The sequence below is a fragment of the Phenylobacterium sp. LjRoot219 genome (genome assembly GCF_964252995.1).
Lineage (GTDB): Bacteria > Pseudomonadota > Alphaproteobacteria > Caulobacterales > Caulobacteraceae > Phenylobacterium.
The window spans coordinates 254,514-270,086 of record NZ_CAXUQI020000001.1; the positions used below are offsets into that span (position 1 = coordinate 254,514).

A 15,573-nucleotide genomic window follows, 5' to 3' on the forward strand; every position below is an offset into this window, starting at 1 on the left:
CGCTCAGCAGTCGGCCAGCATCGCCCGCAGCTCGGCGTCGCCCAGCCACTCGGTGTTGCTGTCGCTGGCGTAGGAGAAGCCCTCGGGCATCATCTCCTTGCCGCTGGCGCGGACGTGCTCGCTGAACGCCGGCTCGATCGCATAGCGGTCGCCGAGGTCCACCGTCGTGCGGGCGTCGTCCTGCGAGATCATCATCTCGTGCAGCTTCTCGCCGGGCCGGATGCCGACCACCTTGATCGGCGTCTCGGGGGCCATGATCCGGGCTAGGTCGGTGACCTTCATCGACGGGATCTTCGGCACGAAGATCTCGCCGCCGCGCATGATCGTCAGCGACGAGAGGACGAAGTCGACGCCCTCGTTCAGGGTGATCCAGAACCGGGTCATCCGCGGATCGGTGACCGGCAGCTCCAGCACGCCCTTGCCGATCAGCCGGCGGAACAGCGGCACGACCGAGCCGCGCGAGCCCACCACATTGCCGTAGCGCACCACCGAGAAGCGGGTGCCGATGTCGCCCGACAGGTTGTTCGCCGCGACGAAGGTCTTGTCCGAGGCGAGCTTGGTCGCGCCGTAGAGGTTGGCCGGGTTGCAGGCCTTGTCAGTCGACAGCGCCACCACCTGCCGCACCCGGTTGGACAGCGCCGCCCAGACCACGTTCTCGGCGCCCAGCACATTGGTGTGGATGCACTCGGAGGGATTGTACTCAGCGGCCGGGACCTGCTTCAGCGCCGCAGCGTGGATGATGATGTCGACCCCGCGGAAAGCCAGGGTCATCCGCTCCCGGTCGCGCACGTCGCCGAGGAAGAAGCGCATCGCCGACATCTGCTCGGGCGAGAACCGCTCGGACAGGTCGAGCTGCATCTCGCTCTGTTTCAGCTCGTCGCGCGAATAGATGATCAGCTTGCGCGGCCGGGCGCGCTCCAGGACCGTCTCGACGAAGCGTCGGCCGAACGAGCCGGTGCCGCCGGTCACCAGGATGACCTTGCCGTCGAGGTCGAGGTTGGTCGGCGCAAATCGATGCAAGGCGCGCTCCGAAGGTCAGCGAATCGTTACCAACCGTGACAGTTGGAGGGCGCTCGTAAAGAGACCGCTAACCATAAGCGATCCAGTCTGCGTGCGATGAAACGCCGCCTGTTCGTCGCGCTGCTCGCGACCTCAGCCGCTCTGCCGCTGGCCGCCCGCGCCAGCGACAAGGGCGAGAAGAAGCCGTCCGGCGGCGACAACTATGTGCGGATCAACACGGTCACCGCCTACACCACCCGGCCGGGCGCGCGGCGCGGGGTGATGACGGTGGACTGCGGCCTCGACATACCCGACCCGGCGCTGCGCCAACGCGCCGAGCTGGTGCTGCCCCGGCTGCGGGCCGCCTTCGTCCAGGCGGTGCAGATCTACGCCGGCGGGCTGCCGGCGGGCGCGCCGCCCAATCCGGAATTCCTGGCCCGCAATCTCCAGCGCTCCGCCGACGAGGTGCTGGGCAAGAAGGGCGCGCGGGTGCTGATGGGCGCGATCCTGGTGAACTGAGGCTCAGACCGTGCCGAGGGCGGTCGCCGCCTCGTCCATGAAGCGGGCCAGCTTCACGTCCAGTTCGGTGACCCCGTCGGCGTCGTGGGTGGCGAGCGTCACCTCGACGCGACTGTAGACGTTGAACCATTCCGGATGGTGGTCGAGCTTCTCGGCCATCAGCGCCGCGCGGCTCATGAAGCCGAAGGCGGCGTTGAAGTCGGCGAACTTGAAGCTCCGCTGGATGGCGTCGCGGCCTTCGACCGCCGCCCAGTTGGGCAGGGACTTCAGCGCCTCGGCCGCGCCGAGCTTTGCGGGACGGGTCATGCTGCGGCCTCCGTGGGTGGGAAGGCCGCATAAACCGGCCTCAGTGCGGATTAACGCCTCAAATGGCGGGGCGGCGACGCCGGCGTCCAGGCCAAAGATGGCGAGCTTGCGCCAGCCTGCTAAGCAGGGATCGCCCATGTCGGACCGCGTCGTCACGTTCATGCCCCGGGAGTTGAGGATGCTGCGGCCGGACCGCTGGCCCGCGGCGCTGCGCTTCGCCCTCTATGGGGTCGCCGTGGCGGTGCTGCTCTACCTGACGCTCGCGCCCGGCGAGGCGCTGCCGCCGACGACCCTGTGGGACAAGGCCCAGCACGGCCTCGCCTGGTTCGTGTTGGCGGCGATCGGGCTGGCCTTCTGGCCGGGCCGGCCGGGCCGGGTCGGCGCCTTTACGCTGTTCGTTGGCGGCCTGATCGAGGTGCTGCAGTCGATCCTGCCGTTCGGCCGCGACGGCGATGTGCGCGACCTGCTCGGCGACAGCGTCGGCATCGCCGCGGCCCTGCTGGTCTGGCTGGCGATCCGCTGGCTTGCATTCCGCCGCCCGCTTCCCGCTTGATGGCCCCGTCAAAGGTCGCCTGAGCCGGCCGGACGGAGGAGGCGGCCCATGCGGTTCGTGCTGATTCACGGCGGCTTTCACGGCGCCTGGTGCTGGAGCCGCACCATTCCTGAACTCGCGCGGCTGGGCCATCAGGCCCTGGCCATCGACCTGCCGGGACACGGAGAGCGCCGCGACGAGCGTTCGACCCTGGCTGATCGGCAGGGGGCCATCCTCGAGGTGCTGCAGCCCGGCGACGTGCTCGTCGGCCATTCCGGTGGCGGCTACGACATCAGCCTCGCCGCCGGCGCCGCGCCGGAGAAGGTCCGCCACCTGGTGTATCTCGCCGCCGGCCTGCCGCTGGAGGGCCGCACCGTGCTCGAAGCCACCGGCGGCGCGGCCCAGCCGTCCGGCGACGGCGACGCCCAGGTGACCCAACTGATGAGCGACGAGACCGGCATGCTGCGGTTCATCCGGCCCGACGCGCGCGGGCGAATGGAATGCGTCGACCGCGAAGCGGCCGGCGACTTCTTCTACCACGACTGCGATGAGGCGACGGTGGCCTGGGCGTTCGAACGGCTGACGCCGGCGCCGAGCGACTTCCTGACCGAGACGGTGTCGATCCCGCGTTTCTGGGCGGCGGACCTGCCGCGCAGCTACATCCGCTGCGCCCAGGACCGGGCCAAGCCGCAGGCGATGAGCGAGACGGTGGTCGACCGGCTGGGCGTCGCGCCGCTGTCGATCGACGCCTCCCACTCGCCGTTCCTGAGCCGCCCGGCCGAGCTGGCGGAGCTGCTCGTCGCGGCGGTCGCGACCCGGCCGACCGGGCCGCTAAAGCCGAACTGAGGCGGCGCTGGAGGCCTCAGGCCGCCTGGGCCAGGCCTTCCGGCATCACGTGATTGAGCGAGAGCAGGGTGACGATGCCCTGGTCGGTGGTCATCACGCCGGCCACGAAGTCGCGCACCCGGTCGCCGACCCGCGGCGGTTCCTGCAGCATGCCCTCGGCGACCATCAGGATGTCGCAGACTGCGTCGACCAGCAGGCCGACCTGGTTGTCGCCGATCTGCGCGACCATGACGACCGACGAGGTCGACGCCGCGGTCTGGCCGACGCCCAGCAGCGAGCCGAGGTCGATCACCGGCAGGATCGAGCCGCGCAGGTTGATCATGCCCAGGACGTGCGGCGGGGCGTGCGGCAGCGGCGTCGAGACGGTCCAGCCGCGGATCTCGCGGACCTGCATGATGTCGATCGCGTAGAGGTGCTCGCCGATCGAGACGCAGATCAGTTCGGAACCGACAGCCGGCAACTTGTGAGCCTCAGACATCCGCATCGTCCCCCAACCGACGCCGCGCCCGGGTGGACGTGGAACGGCCGATTCGCCGCCAGTCTTCGCGCGTTCAGGTAAAACGGCCCTTAAAGCAGGGCATTAGAAGACGCCGAGCGCCAGACCGGCGGCCAGCGCTTGGCCCAGTTCGGCGCACGGCGCGAGCTCGTCAGGCGTCAGCGTCTTGGCCGCCAGGATCGCCTCGGGCGTCTGGGCGTGGGTGCAGACGATCAGCGGGTCGGCCACCGCGCGCAGCCGCCAGCCGGTGGCGATGCGGGCGATCTGCCGCGCCGCTCCCGTCCCATCGCTGCCGGCGCAGATCATCGCCGCGTAGGGCCGGCCCTGGATGCGGTCGAGCACGGGATAGTAGGCGCGGTCGAAGAACTCCTTCATCGCCCCGCTGAGGCTGGCGAGGTTTTCCGGCGCGACGAACAGGTAGCCGTCGGCGGCGAGCAGGTCCTGCGGCTGCGCCTCGTCGGCGGCGAGGCGGCGGACCACGACCTCGCCTTCGCCCGTCGCGGCGGCGTCGGCGGCCTCGGCCATCTGCCGTGCGCCGCCGGTGCGGGAATGCCAGACGATCAGCAGGGTTTTCATCGCGAATCAGCCTCGCCGCGCACGTCCGGGGAGCGCCATTCTCTGCTTACCGCGCGGGCGCCCCTGCCGCGCGGCCGATGTTGCGATGGGCAGATCGGCGGTTGACCCGGCCAATTCTGTCAATTGATCGGGCCGGAACCCGGATCGCGGCCTTCACCTGGAAGAAAATGCAGGGAGGCCTCTCATGGACAAGGTCCAAGAGTACCGGGAGCATGCACACCGCTGCGAACTTTTGTTGGAGAAGGCGGCGGACCCGCGGGTCCGCCAGAAGCTGCGCCGTGAGCGGCAGGAATGGCTGGAGCTCGCCGCCAGCCGCGAGGCCGTGCTCCGCGGCGAGCGCTGGGCCGGGGAGCGCGCGCTCGACGAGGAGATGACCCTGAGTTCGCTGCGCGCCTTTGAGGCGCGGCAGCGCTTCGGCTGATCCGAGCGATCAGAGCAGGGCGGCGGCGAGTTCGCGCCACACCGCGCGCGGGCAGCTCATGGTCCGGCCGCCCTCATGGATCACCTGCACGCAGACGTGGTCGGCGCCGGCGGCCTGATGCTCGGCCACCCGCTTGGCGATCGCGTCGACGTCGCCCCAGGCGAACAGCGCGTCGATCAGCCGGTCGCTCGAGCTGTTGATTTCGTCTTCGGTGAAGCCCAGCCGCAGCCAGTTGTTCCGGTAGTTGGGCAGCCGCAGGTAGGTGCTGAGCGCCCCGCGCGCGAGCTCCCGCGCCTTGGCCGGGTCGGTCTCGAGCACCACGCCCTGTTCCGGGGCGAGCAGCGCGCCGGGGCCCAGCCGCTCGCGGGCTTCGGCGGTGTGCTCCGGGGTGATCAGATAGGGGTGCGCGCCGGCGGTGCGCTCGCGCGACAGGTCGAGCATCTTCGGCCCCAGCGCCGCCAGGCAGCGCCGCGCGGCCGGCACGCCCGCGGCGTCCAGTCCGTCCAGATAGGCGCCCATGGCCGCCAGCGGCTTCTTGTAGGCCTCGCCGATGGTCGGGCCATGGCTGACGCCGAGCCCCAGCATCAGCCGGGCGTGGTCGGCGGCGCTGCGGCCCTGCCACCAGGTCCCGACGTCGGCGGTCTCGTGCTTCCAGATGTTGAGGATGCCCGAGGCGATCGCGATCCGCGGCGCGGCGTCCAGCAGCCGTCCCATGTCGCCCAGCATGTCGCCGCCCAGGCCGCCCGGCGTCCACACCGCGCCGTAGCCGAGTTCGTCCAGTTCGGCGGTCGCCTCGCGCGCCTGACCGGCGTCGCCGAAGCGCAGCTCCATCGACCAGACGCCGATCCGGCCGAGGCCGTGGGTGCTGTCAGTGGGCGTTTGGCTCATCTGGGGTTCCTCGCGAAGCTGTGCCGGCGGAGCGCCTGCGGCGCAGCAGGTTGCGCGGTTCTGCGCCTGGCGCAAGCGCTCCGCGGCGTCCCGCGAAAGCCTACCGGCGCAGAGGGGCGCAGCCGCCTCTCCGCGCGCTCGCCATTTCGTGACCACCGGGCTCCAGGCAAAGGCTCATCATGGGGCTTGCGCCCCTGCGGGGCGGAACGCCTGGACGCACCGCGCGCGACGCCCCGTTGGAGGGGGCGTGACCGGAGCGGAAGGACGTGGGCGCGCGTGGCGCTTCAGCGAGCTGGGCAGCCGTCGGCGGCGTCGCCGTGGCCTGCCTGCTGTTTCTCCTGCTCCTGACGGCCGCGCCGGCTGCGGCGCAGCGCGGCGCTCCCGCCGCGTCGCCGGTCATCGTGCTGCAGGTGGACGAAGCCATCGGGCCGGCGACGACCGAATACCTGCGCAGTGGCCTGTTGCGCGCCAAGGAGCAGGGCTCGCCGCTGGTCGTGCTGGTGATGGACACGCCGGGCGGCCTGGATTCCTCCACCCGCGACATCATCGGCGACATCCTCGCCTCTGAGGTGCCGGTCGCCACCTTCGTCGCGCCCGCCGGCGCCCGCGCCGCCAGCGCGGGGACCTACATCCTGTACGCCAGCCATCTGGCGGCCATGGCGCCCGGCACGCATCTGGGCGCGGCGACCCCGGTGGCGCTCGGCGGCCCCGCGACGCCGCTGCCCGGCGCCGCGCCCGACGACAAGGCGAAGAAGGACGGGCCCACGGCCGCGCCGCCGGACGCCATGTCGGCCAAGGTGACCAACGATGCGGCCGCCTACATCGCCTCGCTCGCCGCGCTGCAGGGCCGCAACGCCGAGTTCGCCGAACGCGCGGTGCGCGAGGCCGCCACCCTGACCTCCGACCAGGCGAAGGCGCGCGGGGTCATCGAGCTGGTCGCCAGCGACCTGCGGGACCTGCTGGCCCAGGCCGACGGGCGGACCGTGAAGGTGAACGGCCAGCCGCGGCGGCTCGACACCGCTGGGCGGCCGCTCGCCGACATGCAGCCGAGCTGGCGGGTGCGGGTGCTGGGCGTCATCACCAACCCGAACATCGCCTACCTGCTGTTCCTGATCGGCCTCTACGGGCTGATGTTCGAGCTGATGTCGCCAGGCATGGTCGCGCCGGGGATCATCGGCGCGATCGCCCTGGTGACGGCGCTGTTCGCGCTCAACCTGCTGCCGGTGAACTACGCCGGGCTGCTGCTGCTGCTGATCGGCCTGGGCCTGATGACCGCGGAGGCGCTCAATCCCTCCGTCGGCGCCTTCGGGATCGGCGGCGTGGTGGCCTTCGCCCTGGGCTCGTTGATGACCTTCAAGGGGCCGATTCCGGAATACCAGCTGTCGCCCGGCGTGGTGCTCGTCGCCGTCGCCCTGAGCCTGGCCTATTTCGCCCTGGCGCTCGGCAGCGCCTTCCGCGCCCGCCGCGGGGCGCTGGCGATCGGTCCCGACACCCTGATCCGCGCGCCCGGACGCGTCGTCAGCTGGTCCGGCGACGCGGGCCTGGTGCGGGTGCAGGGCGAGGACTGGCAGGCCCGGGCCGCCGCGCCGCTCGCGCCGGGCCGCGGCGTCCATGTCGTGCGCCGCGACGGCTTGGCGCTGTTCGTCGAGCCCGACGACACCCCCGACCCGCCGGCGCGACCCGCCGCCTAGGAGCCCGTCATGCCCGCGCCCTTCGACCTTGCAGCCTACGTCCTCCTGGCGGTGGTGGTGGTCGTCGTGCTGGCCCAGGCGATCCGCATCCTGCGCGAGTACGAGCGCGGCGTGGTGTTCACCCTCGGCCGCTTCTCCGGCGTGAAGGGGCCGGGGCTGATCCTGCTGATCCCGGTGGTGCAGCAGATGGTCCGCGTCAGCCTGCGGACCATCGTCATGGACGTGCCGAGCCAGGACGTCATCTCGCGCGACAACGTCTCGGTGAAGGTCAATGCGGTGATCTATTTCCGGGTCATCGAGGCCGACCGGGCGGTGATCCAGGTCGAGGACTTCGTCGCCGCGACCAGCCAGCTGGCGCAGACCACCCTGCGCTCGGTGCTCGGCAAGCACGAGCTCGACGAGATGCTGGCCGAGCGCGACAAGCTCAACATCGACATCCGCGAGATCCTCGACGCCCAGACCGACCAGTGGGGGATCAAGGTCGCCAACGTCGAAATCAAGCACGTCGACATCGACGAGAGCATGATCCGCGCCATCGCCCGCCAGGCCGAGGCCGAGCGCAACCGCCGCGCCCGGATCATCAACGCCGACGGCGAGCGGCAGGCGGCCGAGACCCTGGTCGACGCCGCGCGCATCCTGGCGCAGCAGCCGGAGTCGCTGCAGCTGCGCTACCTGTCGACGCTCTACGACATCGGCATGGACAAGAACTCGACCATCGTCTTCCCGATGCCGCTCGACCTGCTCTCGATCTGGCTGCAGGGCCGCGAGCGCCCGCCGCCCGCGGCGGAGTGATCAGTCGTCGCGATCGGGCACGCGGCCGCGTTCGAGCCGCCACAGCGCCGTCCAGGCGATCAGCGCGCAGACCGCGCCGGCGCACCAGCCGGCCAGCACGTCGCTCGGCCAGTGGACGGCCAGATAGATGCGGCTGATCCCGACGGCGGTCATCACCAGCACCGCGGTGGCGAACACCAGGGCCTTGGTCGCCCGGCGCGGCTCCAGACTGGCGATCAGCATGGCCAGCGTCAGATAGACCGTCGCCGACAGCATCGAGTGGCCGCTCGGGAAGCTCGCCGAATAGACATAGACGCCATGCGGCGCGAGGTCCGGCCGCGGACGGGCGTAAAACTGTTTTAGCAGGTCGCTGCCGAGCTGCGCGGTGAGCACGGTGGCGACCAGCACCAGGGCGTGGCGCGCCTTGCGGTGCAGCAGGAAGGCGATCGCCGCCACCACCGTCACCAGGGTCAACACGGTGAAGCCGCCGAGCGCGGTGATGTCGCGCATCGCCTCCTGGATGCTGCGCGAGCCGAGCGGCTCCTCCGGATTGCCCGGCGTGCGCAGCGCCAGCAGGATCTGCTCGTCGATCGTCAGCGGCTCGCCCTCGCGGACCTCGCCGCCGACCGCCAGGAACGCCCACACCGCGCCGGCCCCGGCAAGCAGCGCCAGCAGCGCGCGGGATTCGAGACGGCGGAGCAGGGCGGCGAGGCGATGTGGCATGGGCTCGAGCGAACCTAGACCATCCGTCGGCGTCCGCGCAGCCCCGTGCTTGGTCAGCAGGCCGCCTGGCCGGCGCCGCCGTTCAGGTCGGCGCGGGCGCGGCCGAAGGCGTCGCGGCGGCCCCACACGCCGGGGATGTCGAGCACTTCGATCCGGCTGATCTCCGGCGGCAGGGCGGGATCGACCAGCAGATGGCCGCCGCTCGCCTCCAGCCCCAGCAGCGCCCGGATCAGCAGCAGCGGCGCGCCGGACGCCCAGGCCTGCGGGCTGCACGCGGTCGGGTACTCGACGGGGAAGCGGGTGTTCTCCCGCGCATAGCCGGCGAAGGCTTCCGGCAGGCGGCCCTCGAACAGCTCGGCGGCCTCCAGCATGGCGTAGGCGATTTTCGCCGCCTCGGCGTTGAAGCCGTAGCGGCGCAGGCCCCAGGCGATGAACGAGTTGTCGTGCGGCCAGACGGTGCCGACGTGATAGCCGATCGGATTGTACGAGCCCTCGGTGCTGGCCATGGTCCGCACGCCCCAGCCGGAGAACAGCGCGTCGCTCATCAAGTGGGCGGCGCACTGGGCGGCCTTGTCCGCGTCGGCGATGCCGCTCCACAGCAGGTGGCCGATGTTCGAGGTCAGCGAGTCGATCTTGCGCTTGCGGCTGTCGAGCCCGAGCGCGAAGAACTTCCGGTCGGGCAGCCAGAAGTCCTCGTTGAAGCGCCGCTTCAGGTCCGCGGCCTGGCCTTCCAGCTCCTCGGCCCAGGCCGGATCGTTCCACACTTCGCGGGCCAGCCGGGCGGTCCTGATCTTGGCGTCATAGGCGTAGCCCTGCAGCTCGCAGATCGTCCGCGGCGTGTCGGCCAGGGTTCCGTCGGCGAAGGCGATGGAGTCGCCGGAGTCCTTCCAGCACTGGTTCTCCAGCCCGTTGGGGTTGCGGCGCTGGTAGTCGATGTAGCCGTCGCCGTCGCTGTCGCCGTAACGGTCGATCCAGCGCGCCGCCGCCCGTGCCTCCTGCTCCAGGTCGCGCACCAGCTCGCGGTCGCCGCTCCAGCGCTCGTATTCCTCCATCAGGATCAGGAACAGCGGCGTGGCGTCGGCCGTGCCGTAGTAGGGCGAGTGCGGGGTGTCCTCGAACGCGGTCATCTCGCCGAAGCGCAGCTCGTGCAGGATCTTACCGGGCTCGGCGTCGCGGAACGGGTCGTCGGCGCGCGCCTGCAGCATCGCCAGGGTGCGCAGAGTGGTGGCCGCCAGCTCCGGCTGGAACGGCAGGCACTGGAAGCTGGTGAGCAGGCTGTCGCGCCCGAAGATGGTCATGAACCAGGGCAGGCCGGCGGCCGGCATCGAGCTCAGGATGACCGGCGCCCGGAAGCGCAGCGCCGCCAGGTCGACGAGGCTGCGCCGATAGGTGCGTTGCAGCGGCTCCCAGGACGAAAACACCCGCGGGGCGGTTTCGAGCCAGTGATCGAGCTCGTGCGGCGCGGTCCGCGGCGGCGCGGCGAGTTCGTGCTGCCGGACCGGCAGGACGTTGAGCTCGGTGACCCACTTGGTCCGTGGCGCGAGCTGCACCTGGTAACGCAGACCGTCCGCGGTGACCTGCGCCGGGATGCTGCTGGTCACCCGGGTCTCGCGGCGGAACTGTTCGCGCTTGTAGCCGAGCGTCAGCTCGCCGCCCTCGACCTGACTGTAGGCCTCGCCCTTCTTGGTGCGCTTGTCCTTGACCTCGAACAGGTCGGCGAAGTCAGAGGCGACCTCGAGGCGGATCTCCAGGTCGACCGGGTCCTTGCCGTGGTTCTGCAGCACCAGCCGTTCGGTGAAGCCCTCGCCGATCTCGCGCTGGCGGATCACGGTCAGGTGGGAGTCGATGTAGACGGCGCCGGTGGCCAAGGCGAGGAAGTGCTGCACCCGCGAATAGGCGGTGTCGTCGACTGACAGCAGCTTCGGGCGCAGCCCGTTGATGGTCAGCACCCAGCGCGACAGGTAGCGGGTGTCGTTCAGGAAAAAGCCGTGGTTGACCTCCGGGGTCGCGTCCAGGTCGCCCTGCCGGTTGCTGACGACGAACTGATTGCCGTCGAGGATGCTGATGGTGTCCGACATCGAGCTGGCTCCTGGACCCCTTTCCACTCGCGTTGGATCGCGAGCGGATAAGAAAAGCGCTCACTCAAAGACGACGATCCTGCTTGTGCCGCCTGACGTGTCCCAACTCAGGCGGGGCAGGGTTTTGGCGCGAGGCCGCTCCAGGGGGAACCTGCCTGCAGGCCGAAGAAGACGCGGATGACCAGCCCGATGTCCCCTTCGGGCAACACCCGACCCTGGAGCCGGGCGACGATCGGCTGCACGTCGCCGCCGAGCAGGCCGACCAGGGTTTGCAAGGTGTCGGTGGTCACGGTGGCGGCGGCCTCGCCGTCCGGGACGATCTCGACGCCGCCGTCGTCGACCTTGAGGACCCCCACGGTCGCGCCGTCGACGCCCAGGCGAATCCGCGCGGAGAGCCCGGCCACGCCGTCGGCGGCGCCGCGACGGGACGCCCAATCGGCAGGAATAGCGGTGTCAGAAGACGATCCCATCGGCAGCTCCCGAGGTCACGCGTGGACCCTAGCGCGGCGGCCGTCGCGTGACGATCAGGTCGCCGCCTGAGGTGCGTCTCAGGAAGGGGCGCCGGCCGGCCAGCTCAGCAATTTCCGGTCCTGGGATCAGGGGTTGGTTCCGGTCGCCCGGCCCGAGCGTATCCGTAGTGTCGGGCTGGCGCGCTTGCGCCGTCGCGGTCGAAGGAGATGAAGATCATGCCTGCGACGACGCCTCTCGCCACCGGGGACGCGGCCGCCTGGCGGGCGGCGGACTTCTCCCTGGTGCTCGGCGGCCCGCTCTATCAGGCGCTGCGCCGGGTGCGCCTGACCGACGACGTGCTGGGGCTGCTGCATCGCCGGATCATCGCCGCGGGCCTGATCGCCTGGGCGCCGTTGCTGGTGTTGTCGGCGCTGGAGGGCGGCCTGTTCGGGCCCTCGCCAAAGATGCCGTTTCTCACCGACATCGGCTTCCATGTGCGCTTCCTCGTCGTGGTCCCGCTGCTGCTCGCCGCCGAGGTGTTCGTGCACCGCCGCCTGCAGCCGATCGTCGATCAGTTCCGGGTCCGCAACCTCGTCCGGCCAGACGAAACCGAGCGCTTCGCGGACGCGGTGAACGAGGCCTTGAGGTGGCGCAATTCGATCGTGCCGGAACTCGTGCTGCTCGGCTTCATCTACGCCGCGGGCATCCTGTTCAACGTGCACCGTTACGTCGCCATGGGCCCCGACGCCTGGTTCGGCGCCCCGGCGGGAAAAGGGGTCTCGGTCGCCGGTCTCTGGCTGGTCTTCGTCAGCCTGCCGCTGTTCCAGTTCCTGCTGCTGCGCTGGTACTTTCGCCTGCTGATCTGGGCCAAATTTCTGTGGCGGATGTCGCGGCTCGACCTGGACCTCAATGCGACGCATCCGGACCGGGCCGGCGGCCTGGGATTTCTCGGGGCGTCGATGAACGCCTTTGTCCCGATCGCCGCGGCCCATGGCGCGCTGTCGGCCGGGGTGATGGCCAACCGCATCTTCTTCGGCGGGGCCCGGCTCACCGATTTCCAGCTGGAGGTGCTCGGCGAGGCGGTCTTCCTGATCGCCCTGTTCGCCGGTCCGCTGACCGTGTTCGCCTGGGTCCTGGCGCGTGTGAAGCGCCGGGGGCTCAGGGAGTTCGGCGCGCTGGGCCAGATCTATGTGCGGGACTTCCGCGCCAAGTGGTTCGCCGGTGCGCCGCCGAAGGACGAGCCGCTGATCGGCAGCGCCGACATCCAGTCGCTCGCCGATCTGGGCAACAGCTTCGCCTCGGCGCAGCAGATGCGGTTCGCGCCGATCGGGCCGACCGGCCTGCTCTACTTCGGCCTGGCGTTCATCGGGCCGATCTTGCCGCTGGTCCTCACCCTGATGCCGCTCGACGCGCTGATCGCCCGGATGGTGGGCATCGTGTTCTAGCCAAGAAAACCGGCCGGCCGCCTCGATGTTGTTGCGGCCGCGAGGTGTTGCGTCCTAAGCGGCCCTGGAGTGTCCGGCCGACACAATGACGCTGAGGTCGCGGTGATGCGCTTTCCGCCACAGCTCGCCGCCCTTGCGGTTCTGCTCTTCGCTTCGCCCGCCCCAGGGCAGTCGCTGAAACCCGACGAGGTGTTCAGCTCGATCGCGATGCGCCCGGTCAGCGATCCCGATCCGGTGCTCGGCGCGGACGGCCGCACACACCTCGCCTACGAGCTGCTGGTGGTCAATCCGAGCAAGCTGTTCATCACGCTCGACAAGGTCGAGGCGGTGGACGGCGCCGGCCGCAGCCTGGCGGCGATCGACGCAGACCGTCTGGCGGCGATGACGACCCTCTACGCCGGCGCGGGCCGCACGCTGCCGCCGGGCGGCTCCGGCGTAGTGTTCATGGACGTCAGCTTCGGCAAGGGCGAGACGCCGCCGCCGCGGGTGCTGGCGCGCGTCACCGCCACGCGCCAGATCGCCGGCCCGGACGGCAAGCCGGCGGCGCTTCCCAAGGACTTCCCCTTCCCGGCGGCGTTCAGCTTCACCGGCGCGCCGGTCGCGATCGGCAAGCCGGCGGTCCTGATCGCCTCGCCGCTCAAGGGCCGCGGGTGGGTGGCGGTGAACGGCTGCTGCGACGCGATCACCTCGCACCGCGGCGCGGTGATGACGGTCAACGGCCAGCTGCGGATCCCGGAACGCTTCGCCATCGACTGGGTCAAGCTCGACGACGCGGGGCGGATCTACACCGGCGACGGCGCGAAGCTGGCCAGCTACGGCTATTATGGAGCCCCGATCCACGCCGCGGCCGACGGGGTCGTGGTCAATCTCTACAACGGCGCGGACGAACAGGTCCCGGGCCCCGAGGCCAAGGGGATCAACGCCGACAACATCGGCGGCAACATGCTGGTCGTCGACATCGGCGGCGGGGCCTACGCCTTCTACGCGCACCTGCAACGCGACAGCCTGAAGGTGAAGCTCGGCGATCGGGTCAAGACCGGGCAGGTGCTCGGCCTCCTGGGCAACACCGGCAACTCCACCGCGCCGCACCTGCATTTCCACGTGATGGACGGCCCGTCGCCGCTGAACGCCAACGGCCTGCCGTTCGTCCTCACCCGCTTCGCGAGCCGTGGCGTGCTGGCCCCGGAGAGCGACGACGCCCTCGAGACCGGCGAGCCGGTGAAGATCGACCCCAGGCTCGCGGGCGAGCACCAGCGCGAGCTGCCGCTGAACAATGAGGTGGTGGATTTCGACTAGAGGGGCCGCGTCGCGGGCCGATCACCAACCCTAGGGTTGGAGCAGATGGCGCACCCGACACGATTCGAACGTGTGACCTTTGCCTTCGGAGGGCAACGCTCTATCCAGCTGAGCTACGGGTGCGTACTGCGGATGCGTCCTCTAGCCGAAAGGACCGGCTTCCGCAAATGGTAGGGGCGTTTTCTCCACTCCGTCATCGCCCGGCTTGGCCGGGCGACCCATCCCAAAGTCGTTCCGCAACAGCTGCGGCCGGCGCCTTGGGCTGGGTGGCCCGGACGAGCCGGGCCATGACGATGGAAGTGAGGGCCTAGGCCCCGGTGACCTCGTCCCAGAAGCGCTTGGCCTTGCCGAGGAAGCTCGCCGACTTCGGGTGCTGCGCTTCGCCGCAGCCCTGGGCGAACTCGGTCAGCAGCTCCTTCTGCCGGGCGGTCAGCCGGGTCGGGGTCTCGACGAACAGTTCGACCACCAGGTCGCCGCGCTCGCGCGAGCGCAGCGAGGGCATGCCGCGGCCCTTCAGGCGCACGGTGCGGCCGGTCTGGGCGCCTTCCGGCACGCGGACCTTCAGCTTCGATTCGCCGTCGCAGTTCTCGCCGCCGAGCAGGCAGGGGGCGTCCATCTCGCCGCCGAGCGCGGCGATCGCCATCGGCACCGGCACGGTGCACAGCAGGTCCAGGCCGTCGCGCTCGAACAGTTCGTGCGGCCGCACCGACAGGAAGATGTAGAGGTCGCCGCGCGGGCCGCCGCGGCCGCCCGCGTCGCCTTCGCCGGCCAGCCGGATGCGCGCGCCGTCGTCGACGCCGGCGGGGATGCGGACCGACAGGACCCGCTCCTTGCGCACCATTCCCTGGCCGCGGCACTCGCTGCAGGGGTCCATGATCATCTGGCCGGAGCCGCCGCAGCGCGGGCAGGCGCGCTCGATCGAGAAGAAGCCCTGGCTGGCGCGGACCCGTCCGGCGCCGCCGCAGGTGGTGCAGGTGGTCGGGCTGGTGCCCGGCTTGGCCCCGGTGCCCTCGCAGGGCTCGCAGGTCATCGCCGCCGGCACGGTGATCTCGACCTCGGCGCCGGCGTAGGCCTGCTCCAGGGAGATCTCCAGGTCGTAGCGCAGGTCCTGGCCGCGGGCCGGGCCGGAGCGCTGGCGCTGGCGGCCGCCGCCGAACATGTCGCCGAAAACGTCGCCGAACACGTCGTTGAAGATGTCGCTGACGTCGTGGAACTGGGCGCCGCCGGGGCCGCCGCCCGCGCCGCCGTTGAGCCCGGCGTGGCCGAAGCGGTCGTAGGCCGCGCGCTTCTGCGGATCCGACAGGATCGAGTAGGCTTCGTTGATTTCCTTGAAGCGGCCAGTGGCCTCTTCACACCCGCCGTTGCGGTCGGGGTGGTGCTCCATCGCGAGCTTGCGGAAGGCGGACTTCAGGGCCGCGTCGTCACAACCGCGGGTGACGCCCAGGATCTCATAATAGTCCCGCATAGACCGTCAGGCGCTCAACATCTGTTGTTGGTGGAGGTGGGATCGCCCCCGCCCGGCTGCAAGGCTTGCGC

The 15,573-nt window shown here is 70.6% G+C and carries 17 protein-coding genes and 1 tRNA gene; 8 read left to right on the forward strand and 10 right to left on the reverse strand.

Going from position 1 to position 15,573, the window contains the following annotated elements:
• Positions 1-3: 3 nt before the first annotated feature.
• Positions 4-1,020, reverse strand: a complete 1,017-nt coding sequence (gene pseB, locus ACSQ14_RS01275) for a UDP-N-acetylglucosamine 4,6-dehydratase (inverting) (protein ID WP_436008937.1) — start codon at positions 1,018-1,020, stop codon at positions 4-6.
• 96 nt (positions 1,021-1,116) lie between these two features.
• On the opposite strand from pseB, the gene ACSQ14_RS01280 reads away from it, so the two are divergent.
• Complete coding sequence (locus ACSQ14_RS01280; RefSeq protein WP_436008939.1) at positions 1,117-1,518, forward strand: Tat pathway signal protein; 402 nt, start codon at positions 1,117-1,119, stop codon at positions 1,516-1,518.
• Positions 1,519-1,521: 3 nt separating this feature from the next.
• On the opposite strand, the gene ACSQ14_RS01285 is transcribed toward ACSQ14_RS01280, so the two are convergent.
• On the reverse strand, positions 1,522-1,824 hold the full coding sequence (locus ACSQ14_RS01285) for a 4a-hydroxytetrahydrobiopterin dehydratase (RefSeq protein ID WP_436008941.1): 303 nt from the start codon (positions 1,822-1,824) through the stop codon (positions 1,522-1,524).
• A gap of 136 nt (positions 1,825-1,960) precedes the next feature.
• On the opposite strand from ACSQ14_RS01285, the gene ACSQ14_RS01290 reads away from it, so the two are divergent.
• Both ACSQ14_RS01290 and ACSQ14_RS01295 read left to right on the forward strand, forming a co-directional pair.
• Positions 1,961-2,377 (forward strand): hypothetical protein, encoded by a 417-nt coding sequence (locus tag ACSQ14_RS01290; protein WP_436008943.1) that lies wholly within the window; start codon positions 1,961-1,963, stop codon positions 2,375-2,377.
• Between the two features lie 48 nt (positions 2,378-2,425).
• Positions 2,426-3,202, forward strand: coding sequence for an alpha/beta fold hydrolase (locus ACSQ14_RS01295; RefSeq protein ID WP_436008945.1), 777 nt, complete (start codon positions 2,426-2,428; stop codon positions 3,200-3,202).
• Between the two features lie 16 nt (positions 3,203-3,218).
• Here the strand turns inward: ACSQ14_RS01295 and ACSQ14_RS01300 are convergent, their stop codons facing one another.
• Together ACSQ14_RS01300 and ACSQ14_RS01305 are read right to left on the reverse strand one after the other, a co-directional pair.
• Positions 3,219-3,680 (reverse strand): chemotaxis protein CheW, encoded by a 462-nt coding sequence (locus tag ACSQ14_RS01300; RefSeq protein ID WP_436008947.1) that lies wholly within the window; start codon positions 3,678-3,680, stop codon positions 3,219-3,221.
• Between the two features lie 102 nt (positions 3,681-3,782).
• Complete coding sequence (locus tag ACSQ14_RS01305; RefSeq protein WP_436008949.1) at positions 3,783-4,274, reverse strand: flavodoxin family protein; 492 nt, start codon at positions 4,272-4,274, stop codon at positions 3,783-3,785.
• 184 nt (positions 4,275-4,458) lie between these two features.
• On the opposite strand from ACSQ14_RS01305, the gene ACSQ14_RS01310 reads away from it, so the two are divergent.
• On the forward strand, positions 4,459-4,695 hold the full coding sequence (locus tag ACSQ14_RS01310) for a hypothetical protein (RefSeq protein ID WP_436008951.1): 237 nt from the start codon (positions 4,459-4,461) through the stop codon (positions 4,693-4,695).
• A 9-nt stretch (positions 4,696-4,704) separates the two neighbouring features.
• Here ACSQ14_RS01310 and ACSQ14_RS01315 read toward each other — a convergent pair whose 3' ends face one another.
• Complete coding sequence (locus ACSQ14_RS01315; protein WP_436008953.1) at positions 4,705-5,583, reverse strand: LLM class F420-dependent oxidoreductase; 879 nt, start codon at positions 5,581-5,583, stop codon at positions 4,705-4,707.
• Positions 5,584-5,849: 266 nt separating this feature from the next.
• Between ACSQ14_RS01315 and ACSQ14_RS01320 the strand changes: the two genes are divergently transcribed.
• Both ACSQ14_RS01320 and ACSQ14_RS01325 read left to right on the forward strand, forming a co-directional pair.
• Positions 5,850-7,274 (forward strand): NfeD family protein, encoded by a 1,425-nt coding sequence (locus ACSQ14_RS01320; RefSeq protein WP_436008955.1) that lies wholly within the window; start codon positions 5,850-5,852, stop codon positions 7,272-7,274.
• A gap of 9 nt (positions 7,275-7,283) precedes the next feature.
• Complete coding sequence (locus ACSQ14_RS01325; protein WP_436008957.1) at positions 7,284-8,066, forward strand: slipin family protein; 783 nt, start codon at positions 7,284-7,286, stop codon at positions 8,064-8,066.
• On the opposite strand, the gene ACSQ14_RS01330 is transcribed toward ACSQ14_RS01325, so the two are convergent.
• From ACSQ14_RS01330 to ACSQ14_RS01340, 3 genes are all read right to left on the reverse strand, one after another.
• Positions 8,067-8,768: a phosphatase PAP2 family protein gene (locus tag ACSQ14_RS01330; protein ID WP_436008959.1), complete on the reverse strand. Its 702-nt coding sequence runs from the start codon at positions 8,766-8,768 to the stop codon at positions 8,067-8,069.
• 53 nt (positions 8,769-8,821) lie between these two features.
• A complete protein-coding gene (locus ACSQ14_RS01335) occupies positions 8,822-10,846 on the reverse strand; it encodes an amylo-alpha-1,6-glucosidase (protein ID WP_436008961.1) in 2,025 nt (674 codons plus the stop codon).
• 107 nt (positions 10,847-10,953) lie between these two features.
• Positions 10,954-11,316, reverse strand: a complete 363-nt coding sequence (locus ACSQ14_RS01340) for a hypothetical protein (protein ID WP_436008963.1) — start codon at positions 11,314-11,316, stop codon at positions 10,954-10,956.
• A gap of 216 nt (positions 11,317-11,532) precedes the next feature.
• Between ACSQ14_RS01340 and ACSQ14_RS01345 the strand changes: the two genes are divergently transcribed.
• Complete coding sequence (locus tag ACSQ14_RS01345; protein WP_436008965.1) at positions 11,533-12,741, forward strand: hypothetical protein; 1,209 nt, start codon at positions 11,533-11,535, stop codon at positions 12,739-12,741.
• A gap of 105 nt (positions 12,742-12,846) precedes the next feature.
• Positions 12,847-14,037, forward strand: coding sequence for a M23 family metallopeptidase (locus ACSQ14_RS01350; protein WP_436008967.1), 1,191 nt, complete (start codon positions 12,847-12,849; stop codon positions 14,035-14,037).
• A 46-nt stretch (positions 14,038-14,083) separates the two neighbouring features.
• Here ACSQ14_RS01350 and ACSQ14_RS01355 read toward each other — a convergent pair.
• Positions 14,084-14,160: transfer RNA gene (locus tag ACSQ14_RS01355), tRNA-Arg, on the reverse strand.
• A 184-nt stretch (positions 14,161-14,344) separates the two neighbouring features.
• Positions 14,345-15,502: a molecular chaperone DnaJ gene (gene dnaJ / locus ACSQ14_RS01360; protein WP_436008969.1), complete on the reverse strand. Its 1,158-nt coding sequence runs from the start codon at positions 15,500-15,502 to the stop codon at positions 14,345-14,347.
• Between the last annotated feature and the right edge of the window lie 71 nt (positions 15,503-15,573).

Coding starts and splice junctions, on each gene's coding strand:
- ACSQ14_RS01280 (WP_436008939.1), top strand. CDS start 1,117: ATGAAACGCCGCCTGTTCGTCGCGCTGCTCGCGACCTCAGCCGCTCTG.
- ACSQ14_RS01285 (WP_436008941.1), bottom strand. CDS start 1,824: ATGACCCGTCCCGCAAAGCTCGGCGCGGCCGAGGCGCTGAAGTCCCTG.
- ACSQ14_RS01290 (WP_436008943.1), top strand. CDS start 1,961: ATGTCGGACCGCGTCGTCACGTTCATGCCCCGGGAGTTGAGGATGCTG.
- ACSQ14_RS01295 (WP_436008945.1), top strand. CDS start 2,426: ATGCGGTTCGTGCTGATTCACGGCGGCTTTCACGGCGCCTGGTGCTGG.
- ACSQ14_RS01300 (WP_436008947.1), bottom strand. CDS start 3,680: ATGTCTGAGGCTCACAAGTTGCCGGCTGTCGGTTCCGAACTGATCTGC.
- ACSQ14_RS01305 (WP_436008949.1), bottom strand. CDS start 4,274: ATGAAAACCCTGCTGATCGTCTGGCATTCCCGCACCGGCGGCGCACGG.
- ACSQ14_RS01310 (WP_436008951.1), top strand. CDS start 4,459: ATGGACAAGGTCCAAGAGTACCGGGAGCATGCACACCGCTGCGAACTT.
- ACSQ14_RS01315 (WP_436008953.1), bottom strand. CDS start 5,583: ATGAGCCAAACGCCCACTGACAGCACCCACGGCCTCGGCCGGATCGGC.
- ACSQ14_RS01325 (WP_436008957.1), top strand. CDS start 7,284: ATGCCCGCGCCCTTCGACCTTGCAGCCTACGTCCTCCTGGCGGTGGTG.
- ACSQ14_RS01330 (WP_436008959.1), bottom strand. CDS start 8,768: ATGCCACATCGCCTCGCCGCCCTGCTCCGCCGTCTCGAATCCCGCGCG.
- ACSQ14_RS01335 (WP_436008961.1), bottom strand. CDS start 10,846: ATGTCGGACACCATCAGCATCCTCGACGGCAATCAGTTCGTCGTCAGC.
- ACSQ14_RS01340 (WP_436008963.1), bottom strand. CDS start 11,316: ATGGGATCGTCTTCTGACACCGCTATTCCTGCCGATTGGGCGTCCCGT.
- ACSQ14_RS01345 (WP_436008965.1), top strand. CDS start 11,533: ATGCCTGCGACGACGCCTCTCGCCACCGGGGACGCGGCCGCCTGGCGG.
- ACSQ14_RS01350 (WP_436008967.1), top strand. CDS start 12,847: ATGCGCTTTCCGCCACAGCTCGCCGCCCTTGCGGTTCTGCTCTTCGCT.
- dnaJ (WP_436008969.1), bottom strand. CDS start 15,502: ATGCGGGACTATTATGAGATCCTGGGCGTCACCCGCGGTTGTGACGAC.